The sequence below is a fragment of the Bacillus sp. XT-2 genome (assembly GCF_025696525.1).
GTDB classification, from domain to species: Bacteria; Bacillota; Bacilli; order Bacillales; family Bacillaceae; genus Bacillus; species Bacillus halotolerans.
Map to the genome: position 1 here is coordinate 73,561 of NZ_JAHVOC010000004.1, position 17,864 is coordinate 91,424.

20 protein-coding genes and 1 riboswitch are annotated in these 17,864 nt (G+C 43.0%); of the genes, 7 read left to right on the forward strand and 13 right to left on the reverse strand.

What is annotated here, in order from left to right; translation table 11 throughout:
- Positions 1-67: 67 nt before the first annotated feature.
- Positions 68-176, reverse strand: a riboswitch (TPP riboswitch).
- A 62-nt stretch (positions 177-238) separates the two neighbouring features.
- Positions 239-2,083 carry a monovalent cation:proton antiporter family protein gene (locus tag KXD37_RS12365; RefSeq protein ID WP_263463596.1) on the reverse strand — a complete coding sequence of 615 codons (1,845 nt, stop codon included), beginning with the start codon at positions 2,081-2,083 and terminating at the stop codon, positions 239-241.
- Between the two features lie 182 nt (positions 2,084-2,265).
- On the opposite strand from KXD37_RS12365, the gene prpE reads away from it, so the two are divergent.
- Positions 2,266-3,003 (forward strand): bis(5'-nucleosyl)-tetraphosphatase PrpE, encoded by a 738-nt coding sequence (prpE, locus tag KXD37_RS12370; protein ID WP_263463597.1) that lies wholly within the window; start codon positions 2,266-2,268, stop codon positions 3,001-3,003.
- 17 nt (positions 3,004-3,020) lie between these two features.
- Here the strand turns inward: prpE and KXD37_RS12375 are convergent, their stop codons facing one another.
- The 4 genes from KXD37_RS12375 to KXD37_RS12390 are packed head-to-tail and all read right to left on the reverse strand — an operon-like array spanning position 3,021 to position 5,787.
- Positions 3,021-3,920: an RluA family pseudouridine synthase gene (locus tag KXD37_RS12375; RefSeq protein WP_167492244.1), complete on the reverse strand. Its 900-nt coding sequence runs from the start codon at positions 3,918-3,920 to the stop codon at positions 3,021-3,023.
- Between the two features lie 14 nt (positions 3,921-3,934).
- A complete protein-coding gene (locus tag KXD37_RS12380) occupies positions 3,935-4,735 on the reverse strand; it encodes an NAD kinase (RefSeq protein ID WP_010333761.1) in 801 nt (266 codons plus the stop codon).
- A 19-nt stretch (positions 4,736-4,754) separates the two neighbouring features.
- On the reverse strand, positions 4,755-5,390 hold the full coding sequence (gene yjbM, locus KXD37_RS12385) for a GTP diphosphokinase (RefSeq protein ID WP_024120930.1): 636 nt from the start codon (positions 5,388-5,390) through the stop codon (positions 4,755-4,757).
- 28 nt (positions 5,391-5,418) lie between these two features.
- Positions 5,419-5,787: a hypothetical protein gene (locus tag KXD37_RS12390; RefSeq protein ID WP_127695462.1), complete on the reverse strand. Its 369-nt coding sequence runs from the start codon at positions 5,785-5,787 to the stop codon at positions 5,419-5,421.
- Positions 5,788-5,910: 123 nt separating this feature from the next.
- On the opposite strand from KXD37_RS12390, the gene KXD37_RS12395 reads away from it, so the two are divergent.
- The 5 genes from KXD37_RS12395 (at position 5,911) to KXD37_RS12415 (ending at position 9,261) form a co-directional block, all read left to right on the forward strand.
- A complete protein-coding gene (locus KXD37_RS12395) occupies positions 5,911-6,483 on the forward strand; it encodes a CYTH domain-containing protein (RefSeq protein ID WP_024120928.1) in 573 nt (190 codons plus the stop codon).
- A 14-nt stretch (positions 6,484-6,497) separates the two neighbouring features.
- The gene (locus KXD37_RS12400) at positions 6,498-7,229 is read left to right on the forward strand and encodes a lytic transglycosylase domain-containing protein (RefSeq protein WP_254518157.1); all 732 of its coding nucleotides are present in this window, start codon (positions 6,498-6,500) and stop codon (positions 7,227-7,229) included.
- Positions 7,230-7,485: 256 nt separating this feature from the next.
- Positions 7,486-7,884: a thiol management oxidoreductase gene (locus KXD37_RS12405; RefSeq protein WP_010333756.1), complete on the forward strand. Its 399-nt coding sequence runs from the start codon at positions 7,486-7,488 to the stop codon at positions 7,882-7,884.
- Positions 7,881-8,780, forward strand: a complete 900-nt coding sequence (gene spxH, locus KXD37_RS12410; protein ID WP_024120926.1) for a protease adaptor protein SpxH — start codon at positions 7,881-7,883, stop codon at positions 8,778-8,780. The genes KXD37_RS12405 and spxH overlap by 4 nt, the downstream gene beginning before the upstream one ends.
- 313 nt (positions 8,781-9,093) lie before the next feature.
- Complete coding sequence (locus KXD37_RS12415; protein WP_024120925.1) at positions 9,094-9,261, forward strand: hypothetical protein; 168 nt, start codon at positions 9,094-9,096, stop codon at positions 9,259-9,261.
- Positions 9,262-9,296: 35 nt separating this feature from the next.
- Here the strand turns inward: KXD37_RS12415 and pepF are convergent, their stop codons facing one another.
- From pepF to KXD37_RS12435, 4 genes are all read right to left on the reverse strand, one after another.
- Positions 9,297-11,126, reverse strand: coding sequence for an oligoendopeptidase F (gene pepF / locus KXD37_RS12420; protein ID WP_174754411.1), 1,830 nt, complete (start codon positions 11,124-11,126; stop codon positions 9,297-9,299).
- 229 nt (positions 11,127-11,355) lie between these two features.
- Positions 11,356-12,507 (reverse strand): competence protein CoiA family protein, encoded by a 1,152-nt coding sequence (locus KXD37_RS12425; protein ID WP_106020543.1) that lies wholly within the window; start codon positions 12,505-12,507, stop codon positions 11,356-11,358.
- 157 nt (positions 12,508-12,664) lie between these two features.
- Positions 12,665-13,321 carry an adaptor protein MecA gene (mecA, locus tag KXD37_RS12430; protein ID WP_024120921.1) on the reverse strand — a complete coding sequence of 219 codons (657 nt, stop codon included), beginning with the start codon at positions 13,319-13,321 and terminating at the stop codon, positions 12,665-12,667.
- Positions 13,288-13,413 (reverse strand): hypothetical protein, encoded by a 126-nt coding sequence (locus KXD37_RS12435; protein ID WP_120698858.1) that lies wholly within the window; start codon positions 13,411-13,413, stop codon positions 13,288-13,290. The genes mecA and KXD37_RS12435 overlap by 34 nt, the downstream gene beginning before the upstream one ends.
- A 186-nt stretch (positions 13,414-13,599) precedes the next feature.
- On the opposite strand from KXD37_RS12435, the gene KXD37_RS12440 reads away from it, so the two are divergent.
- Entirely contained in the window at positions 13,600-14,256 is a 657-nt protein-coding gene (locus KXD37_RS12440) for a TerC family protein (RefSeq protein ID WP_044156385.1), read from the forward strand.
- Between the two features lie 42 nt (positions 14,257-14,298).
- Here the strand turns inward: KXD37_RS12440 and spx are convergent, their stop codons facing one another.
- The 4 genes from spx to oppF all read right to left on the reverse strand — a co-directional run bounded on the left by spx (position 14,299) and on the right by oppF (position 17,863).
- Positions 14,299-14,694, reverse strand: coding sequence for a transcriptional regulator Spx (gene spx, locus KXD37_RS12445; protein WP_024120919.1), 396 nt, complete (start codon positions 14,692-14,694; stop codon positions 14,299-14,301).
- Between the two features lie 179 nt (positions 14,695-14,873).
- Positions 14,874-15,452 (reverse strand): GNAT family N-acetyltransferase, encoded by a 579-nt coding sequence (locus KXD37_RS12450; protein WP_010333747.1) that lies wholly within the window; start codon positions 15,450-15,452, stop codon positions 14,874-14,876.
- A 166-nt stretch (positions 15,453-15,618) separates the two neighbouring features.
- Positions 15,619-16,836 carry an MFS transporter gene (locus KXD37_RS12455; RefSeq protein ID WP_106020544.1) on the reverse strand — a complete coding sequence of 406 codons (1,218 nt, stop codon included), beginning with the start codon at positions 16,834-16,836 and terminating at the stop codon, positions 15,619-15,621.
- Between the two features lie 109 nt (positions 16,837-16,945).
- Positions 16,946-17,863: an oligopeptide ABC transporter ATP-binding protein OppF gene (gene oppF, locus KXD37_RS12460; RefSeq protein WP_106020545.1), complete on the reverse strand. Its 918-nt coding sequence runs from the start codon at positions 17,861-17,863 to the stop codon at positions 16,946-16,948.
- Between the last annotated feature and the right edge of the window lies 1 nt (position 17,864).

The window sequence follows — 17,864 nt, forward strand, 5'->3', positions numbered from 1 at the left end:
TGTCTGATAATAAAAAAACCACTTTCCCGCAAGGAAAAGTGGTTTGGAATTGGCATAGTTATATAACACAAATACCGCTCCACTTCCCTACGCAGGTCTGAACCTGTTCAAGTTATGAGGGTCTAAAAGTCACACTTTTATCTCAGCCCTTATAAAGGACACCCCTAGTGGTTTTACGAATACATATTGAATTGTTCTGCCCCTCTATATTAACACGAATCCTTATTTGGTCAAGATATTATCCTTCCAATGTTTTCTTAAGATCCGTTACGTACCCGCGTGATCCGGTGACAATTAAGCGGTCTCCGATTTTCAGTCTTGTATCGCCGTGAGGGACGATGCTGTCCACACCCCGGAAAATCCTGACAAAAATCACGTCGCCTGTTATAGGGAATTCACGGAGAATCACGCCATCGTATTTGCTGTTTTCCATATTAATTTGATACAGCGAAGATTCCTGGTTTGTGAGCAGTTTCATGACGCCAGGCGCTTCTATCAGCGCGCGAAGCAGCGTTTTGGTCGACAGCAAGATGGAAAAAATGCTGATGCCCTGCTCTTTCAATTTCGCTTCGTTCTCCGGTGATCCGGTGCTGGCAATGACTCTTTCTGTTCCTTTTTCTTTGGCGTATAATGCGATGTCCGTATTCATGTCTTCATCCCCTGTCGCCACTACAAGAATTTCTGTATCAAATATACCGAGTGATTCAAGGGTTTGATGCTCATAATCAGAAATCGTTTCGACGGAAAATACTGAGTCTGACAGCTTTTCCTCAGCGTTTTCTTGATAAACGTGCACGACACGCACTTTATACTCGCTCTCAGGCAATTCAAGTGTCACAGGCAGTGTCATTTGATTAGCGCCGATAAATGTGATCTTCTTTTTCTCCTCCGGCTGCTCCTGTTTTTTGTACAGCTTTTTAAAACCGACCGGCGTAAAAATACTTGCAATAACCGCCACCAGCGTAAGCGCTCCAGACATATTCGCACTGATGACATGAAGCTGCTGGCCGATTGTCGCAGCGGCAATCACAAGAGAAAGCGTTGATGTCAGCAGGAAACCAGACGCCAATATTGTGCGGTTATCATACCATTTCTTCAAGTACAGGACAGGAAGAATTTTGCTTACTAACAGCGCCATAAGCAACAGCGGAATCATCACTAAAATTTTCGGGTCCTGAAAAAGTGTCCAAATATCCAATTTTACACCGACCATCACAAAGAAAATCGGTATTAAGAACCCGTAGCCGAAGGAATCAAGCTGCTGAACCAGTTCCTTGTTCGGCGAGAGCAGGGAAACAAGCACGCCCGCTAAGAAAGCGCCGAGAATATTTTCTGCCCCCAGTGATTCAGACAGAGCCACCAGTACGATAATTAAGGTGAAAATAGCACGAGTCCCGATCTGGATCGTCCCTTTTGACATGGATTGAACAAAAGAACGGTGTTTGAAGACCCGGCCGAAGAAGTAAAGCACTACTCCGGCTGCGAACAGGATCATCAAGAGCCACATGTTTCCGCTGTCCTCTCCGTATAGAGAAGAAAATACAGCAAGAAGAATCATAGTGACCAAATCAGCAATCACAGCAACAAGCAGGATGATCTGCCCGATGTTTGAATCCATGATCCGTTCTTCCTTTAAGGTTGGAACAACAACACCTAACGAAATCGTAGAAATAATAAGCGTCATTAAAAAAGCATTTTGGATAAATCCGGCCAAGACGAATCCATAGGACAGCAGCAATGATAAAATAAAAATACCGATAAAAATAATGGATGCTGTGGCAAATGTATTGGGTGCTTCCTTGCCGTTTTGCAGAAACTGTTTTTTCTTTCCTCTCTCAAAGGATGAAAAATCAATTTCAAGCCCGCTTAAAAACATTAAAAAGATAAATCCCAGCATAGAGAGCGTCTGAAGCCAAGTATCACCCTCCACAACTAAATTAAGACCGCTTTTTCCTATAATCAATCCCATAATAATTTCAGCAACTACAACAGGAATGCTGAGTTTAAACCGATGCAAAAGGATGGGAGTTAAAAATGCAACGATAAGTACGACAACTAATGATGCGACAGATGTATGCGCCATAATCTGAACCTCCTTTTAAAAAAACATAACGCGATTTTAACAAGGGTGATGATGAAAAATAAAGTAATAAGGTCTCATTTTTTTTAGAAAATGATTCTTCTATAATTTGCACATAAAAGCTGGTGATGACTCACAGCAATTTGCTTCATAATAAATAAAATCATGAGTAAGGAGGATGCTGCATGGCTTACTACGATATTATCAGCGATATTCATGGCTGCTACGATGAAATGACAGCCCTGATAGAAAAACTTGGATACATAATAAAAAATGGATTGCCTGTACATGATGAAGGCAGGATGCTTGTTTTTGCCGGGGATTTGACAGACCGAGGCCCTAAATCAATTGAAGTCATCCGCTTTGTAGCCGGCGCTTATGAACAAGGAGCAGTGCGTTATGTCCCGGGAAATCATTGCAACAAGCTGTACCGCTACTTAAAAGGAAATCCCGTTAAAGTGATGCACGGTCTTGAAACAACTGCGGCAGAGCTTAAAGCACTTTCTGAAGAAGAAAGAAGAAAAGTCAGCGAACAATTTATGAAGCTTTATGAAACTGCGCCGCTTTACGACATCTTACATAATGGAGAATTGGTTGTCGCCCATGCTGGCATAAAGGCTGACGATATCGGCAAAAACACAAGGAGAGTAAAAGACTTTGTGCTTTACGGCGATGTGACGGGTGAAACGTATCCGGACGGCAGACCCGTCAGGAGGGATTGGGCCGCCGCCTATAATGGGAAAGCATGGGTTGTATACGGACACACACCTGTTAAAGAGCCCCGCATCATAAATCGCACCATTAACATTGATACGGGCTGTGTGTTTGGGAATGAACTGACGGCCTTGCGTTTTCCCGAACTGGAGACAGTCTCCGTTCCAAGCTCTATGCCCTATGACGAATCTAGATTTCGCCCCATATAAAAAAGGAGAGAATCGTTTTAATGATTCTCTCCTTTAACTAATTCTTGCATATCGTGCGGCAGAGCCGCATGAAACGTCATATTCTCCTGCGTCAGCGGGTGGATAAACGACAGCTGCTCACTGTGCAGCGCCTGCCTGTCAATCTTTTGTCTCGTTCCGCCGTACAACGTATCGCCGCACAGCGGGTGTCCGAGATAGCTCATATGGACGCGAATCTGGTGGGTCCGCCCTGTCTCAAGCTGCAATGCCACCGAGGTTAAGTCATCTGTTATACGTGTGACACGAAAGTGAGTAACAGCCTTCTGACCGCCCGGTGTCACCATCCGTTCAATGATACTGTCAGGATGTCTGCCAATCGGGGCGTCTATCTTTCCCTCTGTCTCTGTCATATGTCCATGCACAACCGCAACATATCTGCGTTTCACAAGGCCGTTTTTTTGCGCCGACGATAAAATGGAGTGGGCAAAGCGATGCTTGGCAATCAGCATGACACCTGACGTATCCCGGTCTAGCCGGGTGACAAGATGCACCGTGGCCCGCACTCCGTTTTTTTGGTAGTGATGGATGATGCCATTTGCTATGCTTCCCGCCGGGTGCTCTCGCGACGGAATAGATGACACATACGGCTGTTTGTTTATCACAAGCACGTGTTCATCCTCATACAGAATATCGAGCAGAACTGGCTCGGCCAAAAGCGTCTCGCTCACCTGTTCCTCAGGAAACTTTACAACAAGAAGGTCTCCCTCTCTCAATACGTATTTAACAGTCACATGCTTACCGTTAATGAGAAGATCTCCTCCGCTAAACTTGATGTCGGTCAGCAGACGTTTAGAAATCCCCAGCTCGCCCGCATATTCCTTTAAGGTCATTCCGTCTTCAGCGGAGGTAATGTTCTTTTCAATAATAAATTGCTCCACGATACGTCCTCTTTCTACTCACCTTTTCCGATAAATGAATCCTGGACTCTTTTCCAAAACGGAAACGGACGGAATCTTGCAAATCTTACATTTTCGGATGCAACCTGGCAGCGGATGGACTTTACATCCTTATGAAGCAGGGTTAAATGGTCAATTGTTACTTGAAAGTCAACTTCGTTTCTCGGTTTAATCATGCAATCATGATGGGAAGGGAGAAGGAGCGGTGATCCGACCGTCCGGAATACGCGGTTATTGATAGATGCCATTTCCGCCAGCTGAATCGCTCTGATGGATGGATGGATAATCGCTCCGCCCAGCGCTTTATTATAGGCTGTGCTCCCAGAAGGCGTTGACAGGCAAAGGCCGTCGCCTCGGAACGTTTCAAAGAGCTGCCCTTTGATTTCCACATCCGCCACAAGGCTTCCTTCTATGCTTTTAATCGTACATTCATTTAACGCCAAATATCTTTCCTCTCGCTCATTTTCATGATAGGTCACTATCACTTCAAGGAGCGGATATTCCACAGTATGATACGGTGTTTTCGCAATTGCGAGCACGAGTTTTTCAATTTCATGAGGAACCCAGTCCGCATAAAACCCAAGATGACCCGTGTGAACGCCGACAAAAGCCGTTTTATCTAACCTGTCGCTGTATCTGTGAAAAGCGTATAAGAGCGTCCCGTCGCCCCCGACTGAAATGACGATTTCCGGTTCATTTTCATCCAGTTCCATGTCAAAATCCAATAAATACGCCTGTATTTTGCTTTTCAGCGTATCAGAAACATTATCTCCTTTTGACGATACGGCAAATTTCATGCTTTTTCTTCCCCTTTACCTATTGATGCTCGCTTCCTTTTTTCTTTCTAGAAAAGGCAGCTTGAGCTTCCTGTATTTCACCCTTGATCTCCGACATCTCTTCATCAAGCCGCGAAGCCGCTTCAGAAGCGCGCTGAAGCCTCAGTTTTACTTTTTCAGGAATGTTTCCGCTGTATTTATAATTTAATGAATGCTCAATGGTCGCCCAAAAATTCATCGCCAGCGTACGGATCTGTATTTCAACAAGAACATGTTTCTCTCCGGATATCGTCTGCAAAGGATACATCACGACAAGGTGATATGACCGATACCCGCTCTCTTTATGTTCTGCAATATAATCTCTCTGATCCACAACGGTGAAATCTTTTCGGGCAAACAGCATTTCCTTTACAAATTGGATGTCATCGACAAATTGGCACATGATCCTAAGGCCTGCGATATCCTGCATGGTTTCAATTTCATGTAACGGTATGCTTTTCCGTCTGGCTTTTTCGAGTATACTCGCCACAGGCTTGACGCGTCCTGTCACAAACTCAATCGGTGAATGGTCATCCTCATATTCATAAAGCGTGCGGATCCCCTTAAGCTTCACTTTTAATTCTTCAACAGCCTGGCGGTACGGCACTAAAAAACGCTCCCATTGCTTGTCATCCATCATACATCCCCCAATTCAGCACCAGTTTCTATAGAAATACGCGTTTCACTTTTTCTTCCATTTCTTCTCCGTAGTTCGCATTATCTTTAATATTTTCTAAAAGATACTCCAGCTCCTCATAGAGGCCTGACAGCTCAATGCTTTCCTTCCCTGCCTCTAAAACAATCGGTTTTCTTTGATCATGGGCCTGCTTCAGTTCAGGCCATATATGTTCCTTTATCATGACATATTCAAAAGAATCAGCTAATTCAAGTATGTATACAAAAGCAATGTTGTCAGAATCAACAAGCATTTGACCTGACGGCTTGCGATCTGCTTCGATTCCTTCTGTCTCACAGGTAAGGCGAAGCTCATCATCCGATAGTGTTGCATTTAAGATTTCGATTCTGTTTTGCATAATGCTCTCCTTTATAAACAAAGTACAGATTCATTTTATCATATCAAGCTCGATATTGATAAACCTAACATCTAAAGAGATAATAGTAAAAATGAGATTTACAGAGCTGAAAGGAAGACAATCATGAGCCAAGAAATTGAAATTGAATTTAAAAATCTGCTGACAAAACATGAATTTGAAAACATAGCTGCAGCACTGCACTTGACAGAAAAAGAATTTACAAATCAAGAGAATCACTATTTTGATACAAACAGCTTCGCACTGAAACAAAAACATGCGGCGCTTCGAATACGCAAGAAAAATGGCGAGTATGTGCTGACGTTAAAAGAACCGGCTGAAGTTGGACTTCTGGAAACCCACCAGAAACTTTCCGGCGTATCCGACTTTACACGTTTCACGATTCCGAAAGGCCCTGTCGAGGACCAGCTGAAGAAGCTTCACATCGATACAGACGCCATTCATTATTTTGGATCTTTAGCAACAAACCGTGCAGAAAAAGAAACAGAAAAAGGTTTAATAGTTTTAGATCACAGCCGATATTTAAATAAAGAGGATTATGAAATCGAATTTGAGGCGGCTGACTGGCATGAAGGCAAGCTGGCCTTTGAAAAGCTGCTTCAGCAATTCAGTATTCCTCTGCGCGAAACCAAAAATAAAATTCAGCGTTTTTATGAAGAAAAACGAAAGTCTATATAAGGTGGAATGACATAGTGAACGTAACGAATTGGGCGGCTCTCCTTCAGCTTCAGGCATTACAGTCTATATCAAATGCAAGCAGCACAGGCAGTCAGAGTGCCGAAAGCCCGCTTTCAAGCTTCAGCTCCTTGCTCAGCCAATATACAAATGGACTGTCCCAGCAAACAACAGCGTCAGCAGCATCTTCAAGCCCGCTCAGCCAGCTGAACAGCGTTTACGGGACATCGCCGTCACTGCTTTCAGCTTACGGGCTTACCTCCTATTCAAACGGCAATGTCGCCCAAATGACAAAAGCGAGTGAAAGCACTGAAACAGCTGCTGTTGATGTCTCCTCAAACAAACAAGAGGATAAAACCGTCAGCTCGGGTGATTTCTCAATCGACAGCGCTATAAAAAAAGCCTCTGACAAATACGGAGTCGATGAAAAATTAATCCGCGCTGTCATCAAACAGGAATCAGGCTTCAATGCAAAAGCCGTCAGCGGTGCAGGCGCAATGGGCTTAATGCAGCTGATGCCGTCAACAGCAACCTCACTTGGCGTTTCCAATCCGCTTAATCCGCAGCAAAACGTTGAGGGCGGAACGAAGTATTTAAAACAAATGCTGGATAAATATGATGGCAATGTATCCATGGCGTTAGCAGCTTATAACGCCGGACCGGGAAACGTTGATCGATACGGAGGCATTCCGCCTTTCAGAGAAACTCAAAACTATGTAAAAAAAATAACAGCAACCTATTACGCGTAACCGGAGCGGCTCTTGCCCTCCGGTTTTTTTGCGGAGTGAAATCTTACACATTCATGATTTGTATGTGATATGATATGAAATACAAACCCGGCTCTAAAGCCGAACCCTGTCTTCAAGCACATAAAAGGCAGTTTGTTTGTAGAAATGATGCCTTGTTGCTAAAATAAATCATAGATGAATTGAAATAAATACAGAAAATAACTTTTTGCAATAGGAATTATGATTCCTATTAGCCATATTTAAAGGAGTAGTCAACATGGGACAATCGTTTAACGCACCTTATGAAGCGATTGGAGAAGAACTTCTATCGCAACTTGTTGATACTTTTTATGAGCGTGTCGCGTCTCATCCTTTGCTTAAGCCCATATTTCCGAGCGATTTAACAGAAACGGCCAGGAAACAGAAGCAATTTTTGACACAGTATTTAGGCGGGCCTCCCCTTTATACTGAGGAACACGGCCATCCCATGCTCAGGGCAAGACATCTTCCCTTTCCAATTACAAACGAGAGGGCCGATGCGTGGCTCAGCTGTATGAAAGACGCAATGGACCATGTAGGACTAGAGGGCGATATTCGTGAATTTTTGTTTGGCCGGCTGGAGTTGACAGCAAGGCATATGGTGAATCAAACAGAAGCGGAGGATCGATCATATTGACAAACTATCAGCATGAGCAATACTTCGCCCATTGCCACGGCCATCCAAAAAAACCGCTGGAAATCTACATGTTTGTTGACCCTTTATGTCCCGAATGCTGGTCCCTAGAGCCTGTCATAAAAAAAATGAAAATCAGATACGGACGTTTTTTCACCTTACGCATCATCGCATCCGCAAGCCTTACAGCGTTAAATAAGAAACGCAAAAAGCATCTTCTGGCAGAAGCTTGGGAAAAGATCGCTAGCCGTTCCGGTATGCCGTGTGACGGCAGTGTATGGTTTGAGCAAGATCAGCCGCTCTCTTCTCCATATATGGCCGCTCTCGCATTTAAGGCAGCCGAACTTCAAGGAAGAAGAGCCGGTATGCAATTTCTTCGGAATATGCAAGAGAGTCTGTTCGTTTCGAAGAAGAATATTACGGATGAAAACGTGCTTTTGGAAATAGCGTCAAAAACAAGCCTGGATCTCGAGGAATTTCAAAAAGACCTTCACTCCCAAAGCGCGGTAAAGGCGCTTCAATGTGACATGAAAATCGCGGCTGAGATGGATGTTACAGCCACACCGACGCTGACGTTTTTTAATACGCAGCATGAAGACGAAGGACTTAAAGTCCCCGGCAGCTATTCATATCATGTATATGAAGAAATCTTATTTGAGATGCTTGGCGACGAGCCGAAGCCGTCAGAAACACCGCCTCTGGAATGTTTTATTGAATATTTCCGTTTCGTTGCCTCTAAGGAAATCGCTCTTGTATATGATTTGAGTCTTGAAGAGGTAGAAAAGGAAATGAAAAAATTGGCGTTTGCTAAAAAGGTTGCCAAAGTAGAGGCCAAGCATGGAATGTTTTGGCAGTCCCTCACCAGCAGTTCTGATGAATACCAATCATGTGAAAAATAGCCGCAGGCGTGTATATGCTTGAGGCTGTTTTTTTGCGCAAAAATCAAACATATGTTCCGTTCAAAGCACTAAAGAAACCGCGCCGGGATAAGCGCGGTTTCATATGTCTTAACGACAACAAAGGGGATGGGAGAAATTTTTCACGGTCAAACAAAGGGGTAATGTTTGTTTGTGATCAATTTCACATCCTTATCATATCAAAAGTTGTCGACTGTTGACAACCATTAAGCTTAATGTTCATATTTTTGTCACAAAACATAACTGACAGATTTCATTCATATGCTTGTAAGGAACAAGGACGAGGAGGATCGCCATGATGTTTAATGTGATCTCAATTGTGTGCATTGTTGTTTTTTTCTGTTTAAATTTATTAGCTATGATGCATATGCTGCCTCTTTACATTACATCCCCTCTGCTGTTTCTCTCTATTCTGTTTACCTTGTACCGCCTGAACCATCGGAAAACCTTTAAAGGATTTTAAAAAGCCTGTGCATCATTTATGCACAGGCAATTTTTTTAAGACTGCTTTACTTTTAACAGCAGTTCTTCCATCTCATCAAGTTTTTCCTCAAACATTTTGCACGCAGCTTCAATCGGTTCTGGAGACGTCATATCAACGCCCGCTTTTTTCAGGATGTCGATCGGATATTGTGAGCTGCCCGCTTTCAGGAAGTCAATATAACGGTCAACCGCAGGCTTGCCTTCCTTCAAAATTTGGCTGCTTAACGCCTGGGCCGCACTGTACCCTGTCGCATACTGATATACATAGTAGTTGTAATAGAAATGCGGAATCCTTGACCATTCAAGTCCGATTTCTTTATCAATCACCATGTCGTTTCCGAAATACTTTTTATTCAGATCATAATATACATTGGTCAGGAGCTCAGGTGTCAGCGGCTCTCCTTCTTGCGCTTTTATATGGATAAGATGTTCAAATTCTGCAAACATCGTTTGTCTGAAGACGGTTCCTCTAAAGCCCTCAAGCATATGGTTGAGAATATATAAACGCTGTTTTTCGTCCTCTAAATTGTTCAGCAAATATTCACCAAGCAGCGCTTCATTTGTCGTGGAGGCAACTTCCGCGACAAAGATGCTGTAATTGCCGTAAGGATATGGCTGGTGTTTTCTCGTATAGTAGCTGTGAACAGAGTGGCCGAACTCATGGACCAGCGTAAAGAGATTATTGACGTTATCATGCCAGTTCATTAAAATATACGGATTTGTGCCGTATGTTCCAGAAGAGTAAGCGCCGTTACGTTTCCCTTTATTTTCATAAACATCAACCCAGCGGTTTTCAAGCCCCTCTTTTAAGATAGAGCGGTATTCTTCTCCTAAAGGTGCAAGCCCCTTTAGCATATAATCTTTAGCTTGTTCGTACGTAACCTTCATCCCCGCATCCTTCACAAGCGGTGTATACAGATCATAGATATGCACTTCATCCAGCTCAAGCACTTTCTTTCTCAGTCCAATATAACGATGCAGCAGCGGAAGATGCTTGTTAATCGTTTTGACAAGATTGTCGTATACCTCTTCAGGGATACTGTTGTTAGAAAGCGCAGCTTCGCGTGCTGATTTGTACTTTTTCATTCTTGCGTAGAAGTTGTCTTTTTTCACAGTCCCGCTCAAGGTAGTCGCCATTGTGTTTTTATATTGGCCGTATGTTTTATATACAGCGTCAAACGCATTTTTGCGGACTTCGCGGTTTTCGCTTTCTAAGAAATTAATAAAATTGCCGTGAGTGATCTGTTTTTCATTTCCCTCTTCATCTTTAATAGATGGGAATGTAATATCGGCATTATTTAACACGCTGAACGTATTTGACGACGAAGACAGCACCTCAGAAGCTTCAGCCAGCAGCGCTTCTTCCTTCTCGCTCAGCACGTGCGGGCGTTCCTTTGTGATTTCTTCAATCGCGTGTGAGTAAAGCTTCAGCTCTTCTTTTTCAAGAATAAACTGCTGCAGTTTGTCTTCCTCTATGGATAAAATCTCCGGAACAAGATAGGCTGTTGCGCTTGCGGCCTGTGTATACAGATTCCCAGCCTTATCATTAAGCCCCTGGTAAAAGGAGTTCCCGGTATCTTGGTCTGAGCGCATATGCGCGTATGTGTAAAGTTTGCCCAAACGCTCCATCACCTTATCTTGGTAAGTAAGGGCTTCGTATAAATGATCAGCTGAATCAGCCAGCTTGCCTTTATACTTAGATAAATCCGGTATTAATTCTTTGACAGCTTGAAATTCTTTATTCCAGGCCTCATCACTAGGAAAAATATCCTCTAGTCTCCATGTGTCCTCTACCTTTACCTCGCTTCGGTCAGGCAGTTGATTAGCTTTTTTTTCCTCAGCCATGGTGATCCCCCTCGTTTTCTTTGATTCAAGCCAATTGAAAAAACGGTTGTTTCTCAATAAACTTGTGTTGTGAATATCTTCCGGTTTTTCACTGCCATTTGTCAAATCATATGCAGTTATGAAGAGAACGAATGCCAAAAAAGCAGTAAAAACACGAAAAACCTTTCCTTTTGTGCTTCTCACAACCAGCCCACCACCTTTGTCTTAGGGTGAGCCAAATCAGGAAAACTCATTCGATAAAACAGCTTCTGTCTTTTTCAATGAGATCCTGTAATGATTGGCTGCGCTTTGCGGGCTGATTCAGCACATATACTTCTTTCTGAGTCTCCCTCAAAAATCCCTTCTTGCACAAAAACTCAATGTACTGTTTAACCGCCTCAATGAAATCCTGATCCCTGTATACGCCTCTTAGCAAAATGTTCTTTTTATGAATGTGTATTTTGCAGTGCTGCAAAACGGCTGAAAAACGAATGGGCGCATGTTTATATCCAAGATCCGTAATAAACAGATAAAGATAGCCCTGCCATACAAAAACGGGGCTCTTAAAAACAGCTCCTTTCTTTACAGGAACAAACACCTCTGTCGGAAGAAAAGAGAGAGGTGTTTGCCGTTTTTCATAAAACAGAAGCCTGATCCGATTCATATCTTTAGAGAGAAAGCGATGAGTTTTGCGGCGAAAACGGAGAATGGCTCCTGTCCAATCTGAGTGCTTAAACGAAGAATCTGGTTCCGTGCAAAATAAATCTTCAGCCGCTGCCTGGCGGATTGGAATCGTTTGGACGGAGCAGTAAAAATGGGTTGTGTAAAACGGGATCATGCGGCTGAGCCTCAGGAAAGAATGTGTTTCGGGGCAGTAACATAACAGATCACTGTTCGGACTGGCATTGATAAACTGCCAATGGAAAGCGGACAGCTGGTAAAAGGATGATGATGTCCGTTTTAAGCGGCTGCCTCCAAGAATCCACTGCGGTATCAGTCCTGCTTGTTTGAAACCGGCTGTTCTTTTTTGAAAGACATCTGGAGCGAGAGTCGCGCATTGGTATTCAACTGCAAGCGTATCCCCCTTTACTTTTGCCAAGATGTCGGGCCTTTGTTTAATCTCTTTCACGTACGGCTCTAAGAGCGGGGAAGCCTTTTGCGTTTTCAGCCATACATAAAGCTGCCGTTTTCCTTCTAAGTGATAGGCGCTCTCAGGTTCTATGTCTATCGTGCAAGACTTGTTCTGTTTATGGGCAAAATGCGGCGCTTTCTGAGACCCTAGCTTCACATCGAGCTCCTCTGCACACACCGGGCAGAAAAATCTGGTCTGCTTTAATTGTTCTCTCCTCTGCCTGCCTATAAGGTGAAACACTTGGCCGTCTTCTGTCACAGCACTAAACAATTGTCATCTCTCCTTTCCAGATTCATAACTCTTTCTGGAAATAACCGATGAACTCCTGTTCGCTGATGTTTTGCCTCTATGTATGTTTTTGATTTTCCAGCTTCAATATGTTGTTTTGAAATAGAAAAAAACCGATTTCCGTCAAGAAATCGGTCTGCTATGATGCAAAGTGTTTTTTTATCGTTTCAAGAGCGTGCTCTGACACAACCAGCTTGCCGTATTCTTCAAGACGGTGTATGCTGATTGAGGATTCAGACGCGTACTCCAACAGGATACTTAGCTGATTTTCAACCTCTTCATCAGTCAAATTGTAAAAATCCACATATAAATAATATCGGTTCTCAAACGAATATAAAGTCGTTTTACTTCCGTTAACGTTTAATTTAGATAGAGAAATTACATCTTCGAAGTCATCAAACCGCAAGACAAATTGAAGCTTTTGCTCCTTTTCTTCCTGATTGACTTCTTGCTCTTCTTTTTGAAAATCATCCAGCAAGGCGTCAAGATCCTCAGATGCTGGTTCTTGCTTTTTATCCTCAGGAATCGGCAGTTCGAGCTTTTGTCCGTCTTTGGAAAGCTGGGCTTTGGTGACGATAATTTCTAATCCTTTGTCCAGTGCCTGAACTTGAATCCAAAGAGGACCTTCAACAGCGAATTCCTCTTCCTCATGAACTTCATCCATAACTTCCCAGAATAGTTCTTCACTGCGCTCACGGTTATACCAAATTTCTTCTCTGTCAAAACCGCGATCTTCAATATCTCCATAAGACATATAAAATTTTACTGTATGCTCGTTAATTCTTTCAATTTCCATTTGCCAACCTTCCCTTCTATATAAGATGTTGAAGGGACATCTAAGCTCCCGATTAATAGTACTTTACTACACTTTACCCATTCCGTCCACATCTTAACCTTGAACCAAGGCAAGTGTGAATTCCTTTGTATTTCTATTTTATGATAAATCAGTCACAAAAGAAATAAAAATGCATCTTCGGCCAAAAAATGGCTTGTCTTCCGCACCGCTATCATAAATTGCGTCCCGCTTCATATATTAGTGGTACAAGCGATGGAACGAAAGCGAGGTGCCGATTCATGGAGCATGACTATCTGATATCGCTGCTGCTTATCGTCGGAATTGATCTGATTCTCGGCGGCGATAATGCAGTCGTGATCGCCATGGCCAGCCGAAATTTACCGGACAAGCAAAGACAGCAAGCCATTATTCTCGGAACATTTATCGCCGTTGCGATGAGAATCGGATTAACAAGCGCAGCGGTTTATCTTTTGAATATTCCTTTCCTGCAATGCGCCGGCGGAATTTTCCTTCTATATTTGGGATACCAGCTATTAATTGAAAAAAAAGACGCCCAGCATGTCAAAAGCAGCACCTCTCTGTGGAAAGCCATACGAACAATTGTACTCGCAGACCTGTTTATGTCGCTGGACAATGTTATTGCTGTCGCAGGAGCGTCGCACGGTGAGCTTTCTCTCGTTATGATTGGTCTGTGTGTATCGGTGCCGGTAATTATTTGGGGCAGCAAACTTATCCACATCGCGCTTGAGAAAATACCTTTATTGATTTATGCGGGAAGCGGATTATTGGCTTATACAGGCGGAGAAATGATTGTCCGGGATAAAAAGCTGTCTTTTTTTATGGCTCAGCACGGCGCCGTTGAAGCGCTTCTCCCCATTTTAACCGTCGTCTTTGTCATCCTTGCCAGCATTTATTATCAGCAGGTTGAAAAATAAAAGAAGGCTGATGTCTCAGCCTTCTTTTTAACGTGCGATCTATTAGTTTGCCAAACGCTGTGCTTCTCTTAATTGGAAAGAGCGGACTTTTCTTGGCAGGAAACGTCTGATTTCGTCTTCGTTGTATCCGACCTGCAAACGTTTTTCATCGATGATGATCGGACGGCGAAGCAAACCTGGGTGCTCGTTGATCAAGCGGTACAAGTCTTGCAGCGGCATTGATTCAACGTTCACATTCAATTTTTGGAATACTTTTGAACGGGTTGAGATGATCTCATCTGTTCCGTCCTCAGTCATTCTTAAGATTTGTTTTATTTCATCAATTGATAAAGGTTCAGAGAAAATGTTTCTTTCTACATAAGGAATCTCATGCTCCTCGAGCCACGCTCTCGCCTTTCTGCATGAAGTACAGCTTGGTGATGTGTATAATGTAACCATTCATCTTCACTCCTCTAATTAGTAGGATGAACATCTATTTTATTCTTAAATTGAAATTACTCTAAAAAAGGAATCTTTATAGGTATTATACTATAAAAAAGTAAGTGTGAACAGTGTCCTAAGAAAAAAATGTGTCAATCCAGCAAATTTTTATTTTATTCATGTGTTTGCATTCTCAATTAGCTTAACTCATCGAAAATATTTTTTTGCTTTTCTTCATCAATGAGTGTCAGGACTTCATCCGTTTTTTCGTATGATTCCCCGTACCATTTCTCATCTTTATAAGTATGAATGTTTTCATATGTCTGTTTCATGGCTTCAAGAATTTCTTCTTCTGATTCTGTTTTCGGTGACCAGTACAGAATCTCCATCTTGTTGACTTCATTCGTAGCCAATGACCGGCGCCGGTACCCAATTGACTGAGCATGCTTAAAATGCTCTCTTTGATAAAATCTCAGGCGTTTTTCTGTATCAGCATCATCTTCATCCACAGGCTCCACCTCAAGCAATATCGGCTTATTTTTCTTTTTCAGCTTGGCAATCAGTTTGCCCCCAAGCCCCTGCCCTCTTGCATCTTTTGACACATACAGATAATCAACGAAGATAAAAGATTCAAATTCCGCAAACATTAAAATATGATGCTTGCCTTCGTCTTTATGATAAATATCGCTTCGCTCTTTCAAGAGAGCTTCCATATGCGCTTTTGATTTCAATTCTTCAATTGGAAAGTACTCGCTAAGCTTTTCGTACCAGTTCATTGATTTGCTCCTTATGAGTTCGTTGTCTTCATACTTTTAGATATACCCCATTTCTTCTTGTTTAAACAGCCTTACATCTATAAAGACGTACGAACGTTCCGCATGGTTTCATTTTTTTTCGGCAAGTAAGACGATTCGTCGTTCCACCGGAGATGTTTGATCATGCTCAATTCGCGTGTTTTTCACGTTTGTAATGACTCAGGCCGGGCTGCGCCAACACAATCAAAAAAGTCATGCCGTATAATACAGCCGCCGAAATAAAAGCTGTTTTTGCACCAGCAGCATCAGCCAGCAGTCCCATGATGGAATAAGTAACACCAGACCAAGGAGTCAACAGCGCGTTTTTGGCAGCCATGATCCCGATGCGCTTATGTGCCGGAATGACCTCCTGCAATACGGTTTCCTGACAAATATCTCTGACCTGATAAAAAGGCCCCATCGCCGCGCAAGCCAGGGCGCATAAAAATGGGAAGGGAGAAACCGCAAAGAAAAATGTCAGCACTGACATTACAAGTGAGCTGAATATAATCGCGTACCCCATGTTTCGCTCAAAAAATGCAGAAAAATGGATGGCGATGACACTGCCGATCATAGCACCTATAAAATAAGAAGCGTTAAAGATTCCCCACCACACTTCTGTTTCATGCAGAACAGCCACTGTAAAAGCCAAAAGAATGGCAGATGACCAAACTGAGCCGGCTAGAGCTTCTATCATGTCCATTGCAGTGATGTCTCTTACAATCGGGGTTGTCATCAAATCCTTCCATACACTTCTGGCAGATGCTGTTTCAGCTGTTCTTTTCATTCCTTCATCGTTCACATGAAGCAGGCTGATGAAAGCTCCGGAAAAGACAAACAGGCATATGGCACTGCCGACAACGAACTCAAAAGATACAGCATATGTAAGAAAACCTCCAAGTCCCCAGCCAGCTGTTAAAAACAATTGATTAGCGAGTGAAATCACGCCGTTCGCTTTCACGTAATGCTCTTTTGAAACAATGACAGGCAGCAGCGCGAACCTTGCAGGCTGAAAAAAGGCGCCCGAAAATGAAAAACAAAAAACAAACAGCAGCGTCATGATCAAGGAGGAAATTCCGTTTTGGCTGACACTGTATGCGATTAGCATCGCAAAGACCGCTCTCAGCAGACTTGCACCGGCAAGCACCTTTTTAAAACCAAGCTTATGGAGTGCATCTGAAATGCAAAAGCTTGCCGCAACACTTGCAAACGACATGAATGATAAAATAAGACCCGAAAAAAAGACAGAATCGGTCATTTGATAGACCCTTACCATTAAAATGATTGTCACTAGTACTCCAGCTAAAGATTGCAGAGATTGCGACAGAAGCAGCGCAAAGACATTTTTCTGATGAATAATTTGAATAGTGTCCGCCTCCGTTTTTCCTCTAATTGTAAAAGATATGACTCTTACTTTCTATCAGCCTGTATAAAAAAATCCTTCAAAACATTTGTTTTGAAGGATTTTCAACTTATTATGAGTAGGCTTTAAATTCTTCTTCCGTGCACATCACAAAATGATCTGGTTTTACTTCACGGAATTCCATCTTTTCTCCATCCTTTAGCCGATGCACGGACGGATCGTATTTCTGGCGGACACGATTTCTCTCATAATCCGGGTCAGGAAGCGGAATGGCAGAAAGCAATGATTTTGTATACGGGTGTAGCGGGTTTTCGTAAAGTTCATCTGCCGGCGCAAGTTCAACCAGCTTTCCGAAATACATCACTCCGATACGGTCGCTGATGTATTTGACCATTGATAAATCATGGGCGATAAACAAGTAGGTGAGTCCTTTTTCCTTTTGGAGTTCTTTCATTAAGTTCACGACTTGTGCCTGAATAGACACATCCAATGCAGAAATCGGTTCATCCGCGATAATAAATTCAGGATCAACGGCAAGAGCTCTCGCGATCCCGATTCTTTGCCGCTGTCCGCCGGAAAATTCATGCGGATAACGGTTGGCATGCTCCTTGTTTAAACCGACTGTTTGCAGGAGCTCATGAACCCGCTGCATACGCTCTTTCTTCGTTTTCGTCAGCTTATGAATGTCGAGGCCTTCAGCAATAATATCTGCGACTGTCATTCTCGGATTCAGCGATGCATATGGGTCCTGGAAAATCATTTGCATTTTGCGGTTGAATTCGAGCAGCTTTTTGCGGGATTTTTTACCGTGAACATTTTCACCGTTAAACAGCACTTCCCCATCAGTTGCTTCGTACAGCCGAATGATACTTCGGCCTGTTGTCGATTTACCGCAGCCAGATTCACCAACCAAACCTAATGTTTCGCCCCTATAGATATCAAACGACAGGTCATCTACGGCTTTAACCGTTCCTCTCGGCGTAACAAAGTGCTGTTTTAAATGTTTGATTTCTAATAGTTTCTCCGTCAAT

What these genes read in the sequence shown, in the direction of transcription:
- KXD37_RS12365 (WP_263463596.1), bottom strand. Translation starts at nt 2,083, where the DNA reads ATGGCGCATACATCTGTCGCATCATTAGTTGTCGTACTTATCGTTGCA.
- prpE (WP_263463597.1), top strand. Translation starts at nt 2,266, where the DNA reads ATGGCTTACTACGATATTATCAGCGATATTCATGGCTGCTACGATGAA.
- KXD37_RS12380 (WP_010333761.1), bottom strand. Translation starts at nt 4,735, where the DNA reads ATGAAATTTGCCGTATCGTCAAAAGGAGATAATGTTTCTGATACGCTG.
- yjbM (WP_024120930.1), bottom strand. Translation starts at nt 5,390, where the DNA reads ATGGATGACAAGCAATGGGAGCGTTTTTTAGTGCCGTACCGCCAGGCT.
- KXD37_RS12390 (WP_127695462.1), bottom strand. Translation starts at nt 5,787, where the DNA reads ATGCAAAACAGAATCGAAATCTTAAATGCAACACTATCGGATGATGAG.
- KXD37_RS12395 (WP_024120928.1), top strand. Translation starts at nt 5,911, where the DNA reads ATGAGCCAAGAAATTGAAATTGAATTTAAAAATCTGCTGACAAAACAT.
- KXD37_RS12405 (WP_010333756.1), top strand. Translation starts at nt 7,486, where the DNA reads ATGGGACAATCGTTTAACGCACCTTATGAAGCGATTGGAGAAGAACTT.
- KXD37_RS12415 (WP_024120925.1), top strand. Translation starts at nt 9,094, where the DNA reads ATGATGTTTAATGTGATCTCAATTGTGTGCATTGTTGTTTTTTTCTGT.
- pepF (WP_174754411.1), bottom strand. Translation starts at nt 11,126, where the DNA reads ATGGCTGAGGAAAAAAAAGCTAATCAACTGCCTGACCGAAGCGAGGTA.
- mecA (WP_024120921.1), bottom strand. Translation starts at nt 13,321, where the DNA reads ATGGAAATTGAAAGAATTAACGAGCATACAGTAAAATTTTATATGTCT.
- KXD37_RS12435 (WP_120698858.1), bottom strand. Translation starts at nt 13,413, where the DNA reads ATGTGGACGGAATGGGTAAAGTGTAGTAAAGTACTATTAATCGGGAGC.
- KXD37_RS12440 (WP_044156385.1), top strand. Translation starts at nt 13,600, where the DNA reads ATGGAGCATGACTATCTGATATCGCTGCTGCTTATCGTCGGAATTGAT.
- spx (WP_024120919.1), bottom strand. Translation starts at nt 14,694, where the DNA reads ATGGTTACATTATACACATCACCAAGCTGTACTTCATGCAGAAAGGCG.
- KXD37_RS12450 (WP_010333747.1), bottom strand. Translation starts at nt 15,452, where the DNA reads ATGAACTGGTACGAAAAGCTTAGCGAGTACTTTCCAATTGAAGAATTG.